Here is a 16,172-nt window from a genome sequence, read left to right as displayed (position 1 = left end):
CACCTTGTCTCTGTGTCGTTGTCGCCCGCCGGATCGGCCGGAGGGTCGTTGTCGCCCGCCGAAAAGGCAGGATTGCGCGCTGCTGCACTGCGGCGCGGGGCACAACCTAGACCGATGTCCTCAAGCGGTCAAGAGGTGTTGGCGAATTTTCAGAAAGATTGTGGCTTTTAAACTTTCCGAAAATTGCTCGACGATGACCTCGGACGCCATCATCTGATGGCGGAACCATGTCCCCTGGCGCTTGGCATAGTTGCGGGTGGCCTGTTGCGCGGCGGCGACGGCCGCCTCCAGGTCCATCTCGCCGGCCAGATGGGCGGCCAGTTCGCGCCGTCCCAGGGCCTTGGCGATGGGCAGATCGGGAGCAAGGCCCAGGGATTCGAAGGCGCGCACCTCGTCGAGCGCGCCCGCCGCCATCATGGCGGCAAAGCGGGAGTCGCATTGGGCGTAAAGGCGGGGGCGTCCGGGATCGAGGACCAGGGAGAACCAGCGGGCATCGACGCCGCCCTGGCGCGGCTCGTCCTGCCATCGGGCCAGCGAGCGCCCCGTCGCCTCCAGCACCTCCCAGGCCCGCGCCAGGCGCTGGGAATTGCCGGGATCGAGGCGTGCCGCCATCTCCGCGTCGCGGCTGGCCAGCAGGGCGTGGAAGGCGGCGTTGCCCATCTCGGCCAGCCTTGCCCGGGCCTGCGCGCGGACATCCTCGGGGATGTCGGGAATGGGCGACAGCCCTTCCATCACCGCCCGCAGGTAAAGCCCGGTGCCCCCCGCCAGGATGGGCAGCTTGCCGGCGTTCCAGGCGGCTTCCATCTCGGCCGCCGCCAACCCGCCCCAGCGCGCCGCCGAGCACAGATCGGACGGCGCCAGCACGCCGTAGAGGCGGTGCGGCGCCGCTCCCAAGTCCTCCTCCGACGGCCGGGCGGTGAGCAGGGGAAGCGCGTCGTAGACCTGCATGGAATCGGCGTTGATCACCACGCCGTCGAACTCGCGGGCGAGGGCGAGCGCCAAGCCCGACTTGCCGGACGCGGTGGGGCCGGCGATGACGATGGCGGGGCGGGGGGGAAGGGTCACGACCGTGTCCAACCCCGCGCCATGCTCCACGCCACCAATCCGAAGGCCAGGGACCACAGCGCCATGGAGGCCGGGATCAGCAAATCGGGAGCCAGCGAGGCGGCGGCGCGCAAATCGGCGCCGCCCACCAGCAGCACGGCGCAAGCGATGGCGGCGCGCGGCCATTGGCCCACGCGGCGCTCGCGGATGGCGTCGATGCGCAGCATCATGGCCGCCGTCACCAGCCCCATGCCGCCGATGGTGGCCAGATGCAGGGCGTCGGTGGCGGGGCCGATGCCCAGCCAGTCCGAGGCGGCGGCGGCCATCAATCCGACGCAGAGCAGGAAGTGCCCCACCTGGATGGGACCCAGCGAGGAATCGCCCAGCGAGAGGATCGGCCGCCAGCACCTCTGGCGCCACAGCCCGGCGGCGCCGGCCAGGGCCATGGCCCCGAACGTGCCCAGCCCCAGGGACTGGGCCAGGGCTTCGGCCCCCATGCCGATGACGCACAGCCATTCCGCCCAGGGCCGGTTGCGGTCGAACAGCTCGCGCGCCTCCTCCTTGCGTACCAGCCCGGCCATGCCGGCGGGAATGACGCGGCCGCCCATGACCAGGATCATCAGCGCCACCAGGCAGAAGGCGGTCATCGCGCCGCGGCGCTCGCCGCCGTCGATCAGTCCCATGCGCCCGGCCTGATACAGCGCCTCGGCCAATGCGAAGGCGGCGATGGTCGGGGCGAAGACCATGTTGTGGCCCAGCTTGGCGGCCTTGAGGAAGGGCCAGCCGCCGAAGGCGAACAGCAGGGCGGGATAGGCCAGCGACACGATCAGCCCGGCCTCGCCGCCCAGCCCGGTCCAGGCGCCGATGCGGGCGGCCGCCCAGGCGGCCAGGGCCAGGATCAGGCGGGTGCGGCTGACCTTGGTGAAGAGATAGCCGCCCAGCACGGCGGCCGCGAAGCCCAGCAGCATCTCGTGGGCGTGGCGGGCGACGGGGTCGCAGCCGCCGCAGCCGGGCAACCATCCGGCCCATTCAGCCACCCACAGGGGCACGGAAAGCGCGGCGTAGAGACTGGCGGCCAGGAAGAACGGCCGGTGCGCCTTGGGGAAGCGGCCCGAGCGGGGCAGGGGAGCGGCGGCCCCGGTCATGACGTCCCCTTATTTCCAGGCGGGAATGGGTCCCAGGCCGCGCATCCACTCCTCGGCGGCCTTGGGGTGGGGATCGCGGAATCCGGCGCCGGCCAGCCGGGCCAGATTGGGCGAGGACAGCAATTCGTCCAGCGGCTTCTTCAGGCACTGGGCGTAGCCCGGCCCCAGATCGGCGTCGTAATCGACCTTCATGGGCGAATCCCAGCGCGCCACGAAATTGCCCAGCGGGACACCGTCGGCGGTCCAGGCGTCGAGGCCGCAGCCCAGCTTCAAGGTGCCGTCCTGCTTGCTCCAGGCCGGCCGGCCGATCAGACGCACCACGATGTGGGGACGGATGGACGGATCGTTGACCTCTACCTGCCTGAAGCCCTTGGTCAGCAGGGTCTGGGCGGTTTCCGCCAGCCTGCGGCCGTCCAGGACCTTGGTCTCCTCCGACTGGTAGCGGGTGATCTGGATGCTGAGCTTACGCTTCAGGTCGTTCTCGCCCATGAAGATCATCACGCGGGCGTTGAAGGGCAGGGCCACGCCCGGCACCGGGGCGGGATCGACGCTCGCGGCCGGCGGCAGGCCCGACGAGCAGCCTGCCAGCAAAAGCGCAGTTACTGCGCCACCGATCCAACCGCCACGCGCCATAATCGTACCCTTTGCTAATTGATGGACGACAGGCCCTGGGCCTTCACCCGCTTCTGCCATTCGCCCATGAAGGTCTGGAAGTCCTGGGCCTGCTTGATCTTATCACCCAGGCGGCGGTAGTCGATGATGCCGCGTTCGGGTTCGCTGGTCAGCAGGTCGAAGGCCTCCTTCCATTCGGTCTGGGCCATCAGGGCGCCATAGCCGCGCCGCAGCCGGGTCAGGCCGCGCTCGTCCTTGGCCAGCGTCATGGCGGTGGCGGTGTCGAGCAGGCGCCGGGCCGTGGCCGGGTCGAGCGGACGGTTGCCGATGGGCTTGACGATGGTGGATTCCAGGGCGGCGGCGGCTTCGGGCCAGCGCTTGAGCTTCCAGTTGATGTCGCCTCTGAGGCGGTTGGCCTCTTCGCTCTGGTCGTTGATGATCAGGGCCAGCGCCTCGGCGGAGCGGCCGAGGTCGGTCAGCGCCTGCACCCGGATATAGCGCCGCCGCGCCGCGAGGTCGGTGGGAATCTCCGGCGCCTCGCTGGCCTCGAGCGCCTCGAGCGCCAGTCCCGGCTTGCGGTCGGACAGGTTGAGGAAGGCCAGCCTCGTGCCCACCCGCGCCTTGTCCAGCCCCGACAGGCGGAACTCCACCTGATGGCGCAGCAATTCGCCGGCCCGCTCCAGCAGGTCGACCCCGGCCAAGCGGTCGGCCAGGCGGCGGATCATCTCGTCGCCCTTGGTGCCCGAGGGCGTCAGCTCCTGGAACTCGTCATACAGGCCGATGGCCGTCACGGGCGACAGCTTGTCGGCCTCGCCCATCAGGAACAGCCGGTTGAAGGTGTCGCTCATCTCCTCCTGGACCTTGCCGATCTCCGGGTGGTCGGGATAATTGGCGACCAGCGAGTGCATGGACCTCAGCCCTTCGCCGTAGCGGCCCGCCGCGATCTGCAACTGGCCCAGGCGCTTGAGCAACTGGAACTCGAAATCCTCGCCGCGCCAGGCGAAGCGCAGCTTCTCCAGGTCGCGGATGGCCTCGGCCGGGGTCATCTTGTTCAGGCGCAGCATCAGTTCGACGCGGTCGCGGGCGGCGTAGGCGCGGTCGGGGCGGCTTTCGCTGGCCTCGGCGTCGCGGTAGCGCGAGATGGCGGTGTCCCACTGCTTGCCCGCCTGGGCGGCCATGCCCGACAGATAGGCCAGCTTGCCGATGTCGCGCTTGGACAGGCCGGGGCCCATCATGGCATCGACGATGCGCGCCGCTCCCTTGGAATCGCCGGCCTGGGCCACGGTGCGCGCCGCCACCTCGCCGATGCCGATGCGCAGGTTGCGCGGCCAGGTCTTGATGTCCTCGGGCGCCAGGCGCAGCACCAAAGCGTGCTTGTTGGGGTCGGGCAGCGAACGGGCCGAGGCGGCGGCCAGGAACAGCTGCACCTTGGCGTCGCCCTTCAGGGCCGGGGTGGACAGGTCGACGATGGCGTCGGCGTCGCGGCCCATCAGGAAGCTGGCGGCGCCGCGCACCGCCCGGTAGGGCGGCGTGTCGACGATCAAGGGGTCCACCGCCGCCATCACCCGCAGCTCGCCCAGCGCCTCGGCGCCGAAGCCGTTAGCCACGTAGTGGCGGGCGATCTCCATGCGCTGGGCGTTCTTCTCGTCGGGCCGCACATGGGCCAGGCGGCTGATCAGCTTGCGGTGGTCGTCCACGAACTTGTCGTTGCCGCCGCGCATCCACTTGGAGATGTCCAGCGGACCGGTGGTCATCACGTCGGCGCCCATATTGCCGTCGGTGGCCACCTTGCCGCCGCCGGGGCCTTCGGCGGCCAGCATGGGCGACAGGTACAGGCCGCCCGGCTGGGTGATCTCCACCGTCTCGCGGTTGGCGTCCAGGCGCACGGTGTCGGCGCGGGGAATCATGGCGATGCCCTGGGCCGAGGGCAGCAATTCGGCGCCGGGATATTCCCGTCCCTGGCGCACGCCGGCGCCGATGGCGGGAACCGTGACCACGTGGATGAAATCGCCCACTTCCGGATCCTTAAGGATCATGGGCTGGGACCCGTCGGTGGCCTTGATCACCACGCGGCCGCGTTCCTGGAAATCCATCTGGGTGGCGACGTCGAAGCCGGCCTTGGGGGCGATGGGCTGCTCATGGATGTCCAGCACCCACAACTGGCCCTCCTTGCGCACCGAGGGATTGAAGCCCGGCCGGGTGATCATGCGCACGGCGGTGCCCTTGAAGCCCTGAACCTGCTCCACGTGCAGCACCACGTCGCCGCCAGTGCGCTTCAGGAGCTTGGTGTCCATCTCGGTCTTGAGGTCGAACACCGCCCACAGCCAGCCCGAGCGGCGGAACACCGCGGCGCCGGTCGGCTTGTCGAAGGCGAAGCCCAGGCTGACCACCTTGCCGGTGGGCACCGGCTTGATCTCCTCGCCCGGGCGGGCGGCGGCTTCGCCCTCGGCGGCGGCGGCGGCGGCCGGGGCGGCCTTGCCGTTGCCGTTGGGCGGGGGCGAAGGGGGGGGCTTGGCCGGAGCGGCGGCCTCGGCCGGGGGAAGTCCGTCCAGGGGCTTCAACGCCGGCGGCTGTTCCTCGGTGCCCGGCGCCGGCGCCAGGGGAGGGGCGGCGGCGCCGTTGGCGCGCGGCGGCGGCGGCGCGCCGGCCGGGCGGACCAGATCCACGGCGACGCGGGGACCGCTGGTGAAGTGGCGGACCCGCATGCCGGGGGGCAGCGACAGGACCACCGAGGTGCCCTTGCCGTTGGGCTTGGCCTCGAGGAAGCCCACGTCGGGCGGCAGCGACGCCTTCAGCGAGGTGACGTTGACGTTGGCCGGGCGGTCGAAATTGATGGAGACCGTGGCCCCGGCCTCGTCGACGGAATAGCCGACCGGCTTGGGCCAGTCGAAGACCAGCCGGTTGAAGCCGGTATGCTCGCCGCCCCTGACCATCAGGTCGGTGGCCGGGCCCTGGGGCTGGGCGGGTGCGGCCGGGGCCGGCTTGGCGGGCTCGGCGGCCTTGACCGGTTCGGCGGGCTTGGCGGTTTCCGGGGCCTTGGCGGGGGCCTTCTGGCCGGGCGGCAACTCGGCGGGCGGCAGGCCGGCGGGAATTTCGGCCGGGGGAATGGCCTGTTCCGGCGGCGGCGGCGGGGCCGAGGACGAGGCGGGCTTCTTGTCCTCGGACAGGTCGACCACCACGGAATTGGTCCCGGTCTGGAAGCTCTTCACCTGGACCGGCACGGCCAGCGGAAAGGTGACCATCCTGCGGTCGGGCGACAGGGTGACGCCCTTGAGATAGCGGGCCAGCGGCTTCAACACCACCTTGGGGTCGCCGGCGATGGGCCGGTCGAAGCGGACGATCAGCTGGCTGTTGACCGTCTCGGCCGAGAATTTCACCGGGGCGTCCCAGTCGAACACCATGCGGCCGAAGCCGTCGTGCTCGGCGGCGCGCGGCGAGCTTTGCGCCAAAGCGGGGAAGACCGGGCCGAGGATGAGCGAGAGCAGGACGACAAGCGAGGCGAGCAGGCCGGGGATCAGACAGCGGGAATCGCTCGCGCTCGCGGGCGCTTTCTCTGGCCGTCCGGTTGGGGCTTGCTCGGCAGCCTTCATGGAAGGCTAGTCGAAACTTGCCAGCAGCGCGTCGATTTCGGCCTGGTTGGTCGCGTTGCCGGGCAGCTGCGGGCCGTTGAGGAGGTCCTGGTCGGTCAGCGGCTTGGATTCCTTCTGGGAACCGTCGTCATAGGTGCCGCCGAACATCTTGACCAGGCTTTCCACCCGGTCTTCGATTTCCTTCAGCGCCTTGACCACCTTGGTGATGCGCTGTCCGGTGATGTCCTGGAACGTACAGGCCTCGAAGATGCGGGTGGTGATCTCGTCCAGGCGGTTGGCCACCTCCTGGTCGAGCATGGGAGAGAGCGAGCCCAGGCTTTCGGCCGCGTCCATGATCTCGTTGGTCGCGGCCTCGGTGGCGCCGACGATGGCGTCAAGCTCGTCGGTCGCCGAGGCGATGAACTCGTTCTTGATCTCGCCGGGCCGAAGCGCGGCGATCTCTTCCTTGGCGGCATGGATGTAACTGGCCAGGGATTCCAGCTCGCGATAGAGCCGCAAATCCCCGGCGCCGATATCCCCCGTCATGGTTTCGAGCATCGCCCGAACCACTTCCCCGATCTGGTCGACATGGATGGTCTCGCCATGCTCGGCCCGAATGGCGTCCAAGCGAAGCTCTAAATCGCGGTCAACGCCCTTCGCCGACATGGCTGCAGAACCCCCCAAGGTCGTCAGAATTCGCCCAGCACGCTCACCATCTTGGTCTTCAACGTTTCGGCGTTGAAGGGCTTGACGATGTAGTTGGACACGCCCGCTTCCTTGGCGGCGATGACGTTCTCCGACTTGGACTCGGCGGTCACCATGATGAAGGGGATCGGCTTCAGCTTGGCATCGGCGCGCACCTCGCGCAGCAACTGCAGGCCGGTCATGGGTTCCATGTTCCAGTCGGAAATCACCAGACCGTAATTGCCCACGCGAAGCATCTGCAACGCCATGGCGCCATCAGTGGCCTCATCAACGTTGTTGAAACCCAGCTGCTTCAGCAGGTTTCTGATGATTCGCAACATCGTCTTGTAATCATCGACGATGAGGACGTTCATATTCTTATCGACAGCCATCCATCCGCTCCTTCGAGACACTAGCCGCCAGAAACCGAAAAAACCGGTAACCTACGAATTTTCCTAGTTAAGATGGGGGACCGCACTTGCGCAAGTCATTTTTTATGCAATCCCCCGACAATCACCCGCCCGAGGCCGCCCTTGGCATCGGTATCTGGCGTCTTTGTGCCAATTCGGCAGTAACTGCCTTGGCCTTGGACGGGTCCATTTCAGCCATGATCGGAGCAACACGTTGTTCCTTCATGCGCTCTATCACTTCCAGCAGGATATTCATATCCAGCTGTTCGAAAATCTTCGCCGCTTCCTTCGGCTTCATATTTTCGTAAATCTTGACCAGGGAGCGCATCTTGTTGTCTTCCTGGTCGTTGTATTGACGCAGCAACCCTTCGATGGTGTTCTGCAGCGTCTTCATCTCGGCGACCTTGCGGTCGATCTGATCCTCGGCGGCCTTGAGCAGGGCCTCGCGCTTTTCGATGTCCTTCTCGCGCACGTCCAGCGTGCCGCGCCGCTCCTGCAGCTTTTGCAGCACGTCCAGTTCGGTCTGGCTCATGCCGGCGCCGGGATCGGTGCTGGTCGGGGTGGCGGCGGGCGCCTGGGCCGGCGTGGCGGCGGCGGGCTGCGGCTGGGCCGGGGTGGCGGGGGTGGCCGGAGGCGCGGCCTTGGGAGGCTGCTGCGCCTGCAGTTCGGCCACCGAGAAGGATTCGATGCCAAGAATGCCCTTGAAGATGTCGCCGACCCGAAGCGACAGCATCAGCACGCCGGCGAAGATCAGCACGGGCAGCACCCGGACGATGGGGGCCTTGGCCTCGGGCTTCGCGGCCTTGGCCGTCCGGGACGGGCCGGGTGGCTGCACCCTGATGGGGCCGGGCGTGGGCTTGCGGGTCTTGGCGGCCATGATGCGCCCCTACCGCATGGACTGGAGCGCGCGCAGCAGCTCGCGCTCGGCTTCGGAACGGTCGTCGCTGTCGCCTTCCGAGGCGGCGGCGGCGGCGGCGATGGCGGCGGCCCGGTTGCCGGCCATGCGGGGCGGCGGCATGGTGGGCGTGGACGCGGTGCCGATCTGGGCGCCCCCACCCGCTCCCATGGCGCGGGGTTCGGGCGCGGCCTTGGCCCCGTCGGCGCGGGCTCCGCGCACGGCGTTCTCCAGGCGGTTGGCCATGGTGTCGGCGCGCTCGATCATGAAGGCCAGGTCGTCACGCAGCGATTGCGCCTTCTCCACCCGCTCCTGCAGGGTCTGGCCGGATTCCTCGGCGGCCTTCCGGAGCTTGGGGATGGAGGATTCGGCGCGCAGCGTCGCCTCGTTAAAGGCGGCGATGGTCTTGGCCAGGTCGTCGCGGTTCTTGCGCAAGCTGGACAGGCGCTGATTCAGCATCCAGGCATAGCCGATGGTGGCGATCAGCAGCACGGAAACCACGAGGTCGAGGACGACTTTCCAATCCACGGCGATCACCCGGACTTGATGGTGGATTCATCCACCTGAATGGCGATGTGCTGGCCCTTGCGCCCCATGCGGCCGCGGAACATGGCCACCTCGCCGCAGCGCATGTCGATGGGCGAATCGGCGGTGGCGTTCAGCATGAATTTCGAGCCGGGCTTCCAGTTCAGGACCTCGCGCAGGTTCATCACCTGCTCGTCGAGGACCGCCTCCAGTTCCACCTCGGTCAGCCACAGCTCTTCGGCCAAGTGGGTTTCCCAGATGGAGTCGCGGCCGAACTTTTCACCCATGAACATCTGCAGCAGCAGCTCGCGGACGGGTTCCAGGGTGGCGTAGGGCAGCAGCAGTTCAAGGCGGCCGCCGCGGTCTTCCATGTCGATGCGCAGCTTGGCGACGATGGCGGCGTTGCTGGGGCGCGAGATGGTGGCGAAGCGCGGGTTGGTTTCCAGGCGGTCGAAGCGGAAGGTGACGGGCGACAGCGGATCGAAGGCCGCCGACAGGTCGGACAGCACCACGTGGACCATGCGCTCGACCAGGTTGCGTTCGATGGTGGTGTAGGGGCGGCCCTCGATGCGCATGGCCGCGGTGCCGCGCCGGCCGCCCAGCAGCACGTCGACGATGGAGTAGATCAGCGACGAATCGACGGTCAGCAGGCCGAAATTGTCCCATTCCTCGGCCTTGAACACCGCCAGCATGGCGGGCAGCGGAATGGAGTTCAGGTAGTCGCCGAAACGCAGCGACAAAATGTTGTCCAGCGAGACTTCCACGTTGTCCGACGTGAAATTGCGCATGGAGGTGGACATCATGCGGACCAGGCGGTCGAACACCACTTCCAGCATGGGAAGGCGTTCGTACGACACCAGGGCGGAATTGAGGATGGCCTGGATGCCCGACTTGTCGCCCGCTCCGCCGATGTCGTCGTCGAAGCCCAGCAGCGAATCGATTTCGTCCTGGTTCAGAACGCGGGTGGCGTCCTTGGCCACCGCCGCCTGGGTCTCGCCGGTGCTGTCGCCGGCGCCGAGCATGGCTTCCCATTCGGCGGCCATGTCGCCGCCGTCGCCGCCACCGCCGCCGGCGTCACCGCCGCCACCGCCGCCGCCGCCGTTGTCGTCGCCGGCCATGGCGGCCCATTCCTTCATCAGGGCCTCTTCGTCCTCGGCCCCGCGGGTGGTTCCACCGTCGTCGTTCATCGCCATGTCGGCCTTTCCCGCCGGCCCACTACTGGACCAGCATTTCCTTGAACAAGACGTCGTTGACCTTGACCGGCTTGACCGCGGCGTTGACGCGGGTCAGCAGCTCCTCGCGCAGGAGATGCATGCCGGAGGCGCCCTGCAGGTCCTCGACCCGCAGCTCGCGCAGGTAAATTTGGAAATTGTCGATGATGCGCGGCAGCATCTGCTCGACGCGGGGCTGGTCGGTGACCGCCTCCAGCTCGAGCGCGACGCGCAGCTTCAAGAAGGCCTGCTTGCGCCCGGTGGTCTGGAGGTTGACCAGCATCTCGGGCAGATCCATGAACGACGCCGCCTGCACCGCCTTAGGGGGCGGCGGGGGGGCGGCGGCCTCGGGGGCCGCATGGTCGTCCTTCTTGCCCAAGAGCTTGTCGAGCAGCCCCGAGAAATAGACGCCCGCACCGGCGCCGCCCAACAGCAGGATGGGCAGCACGATGATCAGGATCTTCTTGATCGGCAGCTTTTTGGACGGTGACTCGGATACCTCTTCCGAACCTTCGCCTTCCTCGAAATCTTCTTCCAGATCTTCGGCCATGGCCCTCTTCCGCCGCTCGGGGCGCGCGGGCCCACCGGGGCCACACGTGCGCACCTTAGAAACTAGACCCTTGCGGTTAACAGAAGGTTGAGCCGGCGCAAAAGATAGGGATTCGACCCGATCGTTTCCGCACGCTCTTCCCCCACCACGCGGCCACGATAGCAATGCCGGGGGGAGGCGGCAATAACTGCCCGGCAAGCCCTGCCCCGACGGGAGGGGGAGGCGGGAAAAATGGCGGAAATGCGTGATTCCTGAAATTGGCACGCTGTCTGCAAGGAAGGCGGCGCAAGCAATTGCCACCCAGGATCGAACCATGCAGAACACATCCTACATCGCACTTTCCCGTCAGGCCGCCCTGTGGCGCCAGATGGAAGTGGTCGCCAACAACATGGCGAACGCCAACACGCCCGCCTTCAAGGGCGAGCAGATGATGTTCCGCGAGTATCTGGTTCCCACCCGCTCGTCCGAGCGTGCGGTGGGCAACAAGCTGGCCTTCGTCCAGGACGTCGGCGTGCTGCGCGACACCCGCGAGGGCCCGCTGACCAAGACCGACAATCCCCTGGATTTCGCCCTGCACGGCGACGGCTACTTCCAGATCGAGACCGAGGCCGGCATGCGCTACGCCCGCAACGGCCATTTCCGCCTGGACCAGTCCGGCATGCTGGTCAACACCCAGGGTTACGCGGTGATGGACGACCGCGACCAGCCGATCATCTTCGCCCCCAACGAGACCCAGGTCGAGGTTTCCGCCGACGGCACCATCTCGACCGAGAACGGCCGGGTGGCCCGCCTCAAGGTGGTCAAGTTCGACAACGACCAGCAGCTGCGCAAGGCGGGCGACTCGCTCTACGAGACCTCCCAGGACCCGGAAGTGGTCCAGACCCCCCACGTGGCCCAGGGCATGATGGAAGAATCCAACATCCAGCCCGTGATGGAAATGACCCGCATGACCCAGATCCTGCGCGAATACCAAGGCGTGCAGAAGATGCTGGACGCCGAGCACGAGCGTCAGCTCAAGGCGATCCAGACCCTGGGCGCCCCCAAGACCAACTGACCGGTTCAACGAGTAAGGAACTCACGCCATGCGCTCCCTGAACATCGCCGCGACCGGCATGCTGGCCCAGCAGACCAACGTCGAAGTGATCTCCAACAACATCGCGAACATGAACACCACCGCCTACACCAGGCGGCGTCCCGAGTTCGCGGATCTGCTCTACCAGAACCTGCGCCGCGTGGGCTCGCAGTCGTCGGACACCGGCACCATCGTGCCGACCGGCGTGCAGCTGGGCCTGGGCGTGAAGACCACCGCCGTCTACCGCATCACCGAGCAGGGCAGTGTCCAGAGCACCGACAACACGCTGGACATGGCCATCCAGGGCAAGGGCTACTTCCAGATCAAGCTGCCCTCGGGCGAGACCGCCTATACCCGCGACGGCTCGTTCCAGCTGTCGCCGGAAGGCACCATCGTCACCCACGAGGGCTATCAGGTGATCCCGCAGGTCACCATCCCCTCGGACGCGGTGGGCGTCACCATCGATTCCACCGGCCAGGTGATCGTCAAGCAGGACGGCCAGGTCCAGAGCCAGATCAAGGGCCAGCTGACGCTCGCCACCTTCGCCAACGACGCCGGCCTGGAAGCGCGCGGCAACAACCTGTTCATGGAAACCCCGGCCTCGGGCCAGCCGGTGGTGCAGACCCCGGGCAAGCCCGGCTTCGGCACCATCCTGCAGGGCTTCCTCGAGACCTCCAACGTCAACGTGGTGGCCGAGGTGACCAATCTGATCGGCGCCCAGCGCGCCTACGAAATGAACTCGAAGGTCATCCAGGCCTCCGACGAGATGCTCTCGACCATCAACCAGATGAAGTAGTGAGGCCATCATGATCCGCCGCCTCTGCCTTCGCGCCACCATCGCCGGTCTGACCCTGGCCGCCGCCTTCGGGACCGGCCGGGCCGCCGAACTGCCGCCCCAGCTGAAGACCTCCATCGTCCTGTCGGGCGACGCCATCACGCTGGGCGACATCTGGGACAATATCGGCGACAAGGCCTCGACCCCGCTGGCCAACGCGCCGGCGCCGGGCAAGCGGATCACGCTCGAGACCCGCTGGCTGGCGGCCGTCGCCCAGTCCTACGGCATCGACTGGCGCCCGTCCTCGCCCTTCGAGCGGGCGGTGGCCGAGCGCGCCGGCCAAAGCGTCGACATCCGCACCATCGAGACCGAGCTGCGCGAGGCCCTGGCGCTCGAAGGCGCGCCCAGGAACGCCAGCGTCGAGATCAGCAACCGCCAGCAGCTGCACATCGTCATTCCCGCCACCGCCACCCCCACCGTGGCGGTCAAGGACCTGGCCTACGATCCGCGCATGAACCGCTTCCAGGCGGTGCTCGAATCCCCGGCCGGCGCGCCCAATTCCGTCCGCTTCAAGGTGATGGGCAACGTCTTCGCCTCGGCCCGCATTCCCGTCCTGGCCCATGCCATGGGGCGCGGCGAGGTGATCAGCGAGGCCGACATCCAGTGGCTGGACGTGCGCGAGGAAGTGGTGCGGCGCGACGTCGTCACCAATCCCCGCCTGCTGATCGGCCAGGAGCCGCGCTACCAGCTGCGCGCCGGCGCGCCGATCCGCACCGCCGAGGTGCAAAAGCCGGTGGTGGTGGGCAAGAACAGCTCGGTGACCATCATGCTGCGATCCAAGTTCATGACGCTGACCGCCCAGGGCCGCGCCGCCGAGGACGGCAGCGTCGGCGACGTCATCCGCGTCACCAATGTCCAGAGCAAGCAGACCGTCGACGCCAAGGTTGAAGGCCCCGGCCAGGTGTCGGTGATGCCCGGCGGCCTGCGCAGCCTGGCCCAGAACTGAGCCGAATTCGGAGAGATAGATCATGTCCAACGCCTCTTCCCCCCGGATCAAAGGCCGCAAGGCCCTGCGCACCCTGGCTCTCGTGGTCGCCCTGTCGGAACTGTCGGCCTGCAACTTCCTGACCCGCATGTCGGAAGTGGGCTCCGGCCCGCAAAGCTCGCCCATCCAGAATCCGACCCAGAAGGCGGGCTACCAGCCGGTGAGCATGCCCATGCCCCAGCCGTCGGCCCCGCCGCAGAACGCCAATTCCCTGTGGCGTCCCGGCGCCCGGGCCTTCTTCAAGGACCAGCGCGCCAAGGACGTGGGCGACATCCTGACCGTGGCGGTGTCCATCGCCGACAGCGCGACGCTCACCACCGGGCTGACCAACTCGCGCACCGGTTCGGAAAAGGCCGGTTCGGGCACCACGGGCTCCAACATCTCGGCCATGGGCTTTGAAACCCAGCTGCAGAAGATCCTGCCCAACATCAATCTGGCCAGCCTGGCCGATCTTTCCTCCACCTCGGCGGTGAGCAATTCGGGCAACACCACCCGGACGGAAAGCATCACCATGAGCATGGCCGCCGTGATCACCCAGGTGCTGCCCAACGGCAATCTGGTGATTTCGGGCCGCCAGGAATTCCGGGTGAACTACGAAATGCGCGAACTGTCCATCCAGGGCATCATCCGCCCCGAGGACATCAGCTCGTCCAACTCGGTCAGCTCGGAAAAGATCGCCGAGGCCCGCGTCTATTACGGCGGCCGGGGCATGGTCAGCGACCTGACCCAGCCGCGCTACGGCCAGCAGATCTTCGACATCATCTTCCCGTTCTGATCGGACGACGCCCCAAGGCGGCCCGCCGGAGAGACCTCCGGCGGGCCGTTCGGCATTTTTTGCCGGGTGGGCAACACGGATTTTCCTTCGTCATGCGCGGGCTCGACCCGCGCATCCACGCCCTGCCGTCCGGCATTGTGTCGCCGGGAAGACGTGGATGGCCGGGTCAAGCCCGGCCATGACGCGGACCGGAGGGATAGAAAGAAAAAGGGGCGGGTCCGACCGGGCCCGCCCCTTGTCCGTTCAGCCCGTCGCCGGGCCTACTTCTTCTTACCCTCGGCCAGCGGCAGAGCGATGTAGCGCAGCTGCTGGGGGTTCTCGACGCGCAGTAGCAGCGATTTGGCGCCGGCCTTGCGGCCGTCCTCGATCTGCTTGGCCAAGTCGGCGGGCGAGCGTACCGGCTTGTGGTCGGCCTCGATGATCAGGTCGCCGGGGCGCATGCCCTTTTCGGCGGCCGGGCCGTCGGGCTTGACCTCGGTGACGATGACGCCCTTGGCCTCGTCGTCCACGCCGAAGCGTTCGCGCAGCGCCGGCGTCAGCGACGAGACGGTCAGGCCGGCGCCGGGAATGGCCAGCACGCCTTCCTTGCCCGCCTGGGGCTTGGGCGCCTCGGGCTTGCCCTTGACCTGCTGCTCGGCCGGGTCCTCGGGCATCTCGCCCACGGCGGCCGTGATGGTCTGGCGCTTGCCGTCGCGCCAGATGACCACTTCCACCTTCTTGCCGATGGGGGTCGAGGCCACGTAGCGGGGCAGGCGGCGCATCTCGGTGATGTCCTTGCCGTCGAACTTCAGCACCACGTCGCCGTCCTTCAGCCCCGCCTTGACGCCGGGGCCGTTGGGATCGACCTTGGCCACCAGGGCGCCCTTCTGGTCGGGCAGACCGATGTTCTCGGCCATGTCGGAATCGAGCGACTGGATGCGGATGCCCAGCCAGCCGCGGCGCACCTTGCCGAACTTGCGAAGGTCGTCCAGCACCGGCACCGCCAGCGAGGCCGGCACGGCGAAGCCGATGCCGATGGAGCCGCCCGACGGCGAGATGATGGCCGAGTTGATGCCGATCACTTCGCCGCGCATGTTGAACATGGGGCCGCCGGAATTGCCGCGGTTGATGGCGGCGTCGGTCTGCAGGAAGTCGTCATAGGGGCCGGCGTTGATGTCGCGGGCCCGGGCCGAGACGATTCCGGCCGTGACGGTGCCGCCGAAGCCGAAGGGATTGCCGATGGCCAGCACCCAGTCGCCCACGCGGGCCTCGTCGGAATTGCCGAAGGGGACGGGGGTCAGCGGCTTCTTGCCGGGTTCGATCTTCAGCAGCGCCAGGTCGACCTTGGGGTCGCGGCCCACCAGGGTGGCCTGGAACACCGTGTCGTCATGCAGCTTGACGCTGATCTCGTCGGCGTCGGCGATGACGTGGTTGTTGGTGACGATGTAGCCGGCGGCGTCGATGATGAAGCCCGAGCCCAGCGAGGTCGCCTTGCGCGCCGGTGCGTCCGGCCTGGCACCCTGCTGGCGCTCCATGAATTCCTTGAAGAATTCCTCGAGCGGCGAGCCGGGGGGGAATTGCGGCATTTCGGGGCCGCCCTGGTTGCCCTTCAGCGTCTGGGTGGTCGAGATGTTGACCACGGCGGGCAGCAGCCGTTCGGCCAGGTCGGCGAAACCACCGGGCGGAGCGGCCGCGGCGGCCAGACCGGGCAGCAGCAGGGCGACGATCGCCAGTGCGCCAACCATGAGGCGGGCGGCGGCAAGGGATTTGTCACGTCGTGCGATGAACACTGGAGAAGATCCTCCGGATGGACGTCGTCCCCACCATGCGGGGACGATATGGATATTATCCGCGCCAGACCGGCTGGCAAGCGGCCGACAT

15 protein-coding genes are annotated in these 16,172 nt (G+C 67.7%); 4 read left to right on the top strand and 11 right to left on the bottom strand.

Translation table 11 applies throughout. From position 1 onward, the window contains the following. Positions 1 to 120: 120 nt before the first annotated feature. From miaA to XM1_RS20165, 10 genes are all read right to left on the bottom strand, one after another. Positions 121 to 1,065 (bottom strand): tRNA (adenosine(37)-N6)-dimethylallyltransferase MiaA, encoded by a 945-nt coding sequence (gene miaA / locus XM1_RS20210; protein ID WP_068438083.1) that lies wholly within the window; start codon positions 1,063 to 1,065, stop codon positions 121 to 123. After that, the gene (locus XM1_RS20205) at positions 1,062 to 2,189 is read right to left on the bottom strand and encodes an NnrS family protein (protein WP_068436661.1); all 1,128 of its coding nucleotides are present in this window, start codon (positions 2,187 to 2,189) and stop codon (positions 1,062 to 1,064) included. Before XM1_RS20205 ends, miaA begins: the two co-directional genes overlap by 4 nt. Positions 2,190 to 2,198: 9 nt before the next feature. Further along, complete coding sequence (locus XM1_RS20200; protein ID WP_068436659.1) at positions 2,199 to 2,822, bottom strand: hypothetical protein; 624 nt, start codon at positions 2,820 to 2,822, stop codon at positions 2,199 to 2,201. A gap of 14 nt (positions 2,823 to 2,836) precedes the next feature. Next, entirely contained in the window at positions 2,837 to 6,391 is a 3,555-nt protein-coding gene (locus XM1_RS20195; protein ID WP_156428806.1) for a tetratricopeptide repeat protein, read from the bottom strand. Positions 6,392 to 6,397: 6 nt separating this feature from the next. Then, positions 6,398 to 6,997: a protein phosphatase CheZ gene (locus XM1_RS20190; RefSeq protein ID WP_369816016.1), complete on the bottom strand. Its 600-nt coding sequence runs from the start codon at positions 6,995 to 6,997 to the stop codon at positions 6,398 to 6,400. A gap of 62 nt (positions 6,998 to 7,059) precedes the next feature. Further along, the gene (locus XM1_RS20185) at positions 7,060 to 7,446 is read right to left on the bottom strand and encodes a response regulator (protein WP_068436653.1); all 387 of its coding nucleotides are present in this window, start codon (positions 7,444 to 7,446) and stop codon (positions 7,060 to 7,062) included. 121 nt (positions 7,447 to 7,567) lie between these two features. After that, positions 7,568 to 8,341 (bottom strand): MotE family protein, encoded by a 774-nt coding sequence (locus XM1_RS20180; protein ID WP_068436651.1) that lies wholly within the window; start codon positions 8,339 to 8,341, stop codon positions 7,568 to 7,570. Between the two features lie 9 nt (positions 8,342 to 8,350). Beyond that, positions 8,351 to 8,887, bottom strand: coding sequence for a DUF6468 domain-containing protein (locus tag XM1_RS20175; protein WP_231920603.1), 537 nt, complete (start codon positions 8,885 to 8,887; stop codon positions 8,351 to 8,353). 5 nt (positions 8,888 to 8,892) lie between these two features. Then, positions 8,893 to 10,077: a flagellar motor switch protein FliM gene (gene fliM / locus XM1_RS20170; protein WP_068436647.1), complete on the bottom strand. Its 1,185-nt coding sequence runs from the start codon at positions 10,075 to 10,077 to the stop codon at positions 8,893 to 8,895. A gap of 22 nt (positions 10,078 to 10,099) precedes the next feature. Further along, positions 10,100 to 10,645: a flagellar basal body-associated FliL family protein gene (locus tag XM1_RS20165; protein WP_068436646.1), complete on the bottom strand. Its 546-nt coding sequence runs from the start codon at positions 10,643 to 10,645 to the stop codon at positions 10,100 to 10,102. Between the two features lie 313 nt (positions 10,646 to 10,958). On the opposite strand from XM1_RS20165, the gene flgF reads away from it, so the two are divergent. The 4 genes from flgF to flgH are packed head-to-tail and all read left to right on the top strand — an operon-like array spanning position 10,959 to position 14,312. Further along, positions 10,959 to 11,699 (top strand): flagellar basal-body rod protein FlgF, encoded by a 741-nt coding sequence (flgF, locus tag XM1_RS20160; protein ID WP_068436645.1) that lies wholly within the window; start codon positions 10,959 to 10,961, stop codon positions 11,697 to 11,699. A gap of 28 nt (positions 11,700 to 11,727) precedes the next feature. Next, complete coding sequence (gene flgG / locus XM1_RS20155) at positions 11,728 to 12,513, top strand: flagellar basal-body rod protein FlgG (RefSeq protein WP_068436643.1); 786 nt, start codon at positions 11,728 to 11,730, stop codon at positions 12,511 to 12,513. Positions 12,514 to 12,523: 10 nt separating this feature from the next. Further along, positions 12,524 to 13,498, top strand: a complete 975-nt coding sequence (gene flgA, locus XM1_RS20150) for a flagellar basal body P-ring formation chaperone FlgA (RefSeq protein WP_068436640.1) — start codon at positions 12,524 to 12,526, stop codon at positions 13,496 to 13,498. A 22-nt stretch (positions 13,499 to 13,520) separates the two neighbouring features. Beyond that, positions 13,521 to 14,312 carry a flagellar basal body L-ring protein FlgH gene (gene flgH, locus XM1_RS20145; protein ID WP_068436638.1) on the top strand — a complete coding sequence of 264 codons (792 nt, stop codon included), beginning with the start codon at positions 13,521 to 13,523 and terminating at the stop codon, positions 14,310 to 14,312. Between the two features lie 260 nt (positions 14,313 to 14,572). Here the strand turns inward: flgH and XM1_RS20140 are convergent, their stop codons facing one another. Then, positions 14,573 to 16,081: a DegQ family serine endoprotease gene (locus tag XM1_RS20140; RefSeq protein WP_068436637.1), complete on the bottom strand. Its 1,509-nt coding sequence runs from the start codon at positions 16,079 to 16,081 to the stop codon at positions 14,573 to 14,575. Between the last annotated feature and the right edge of the window lie 91 nt (positions 16,082 to 16,172).

It is taken from the genome of Magnetospirillum sp. XM-1 (genome assembly GCF_001511835.1).
Taxonomy (GTDB): Bacteria; Pseudomonadota; Alphaproteobacteria; order Rhodospirillales; family Magnetospirillaceae; genus Phaeospirillum.
Note: the sequence above shows the minus strand (reverse complement) of the source record. Positions and strands in the feature narration are given on the sequence as shown.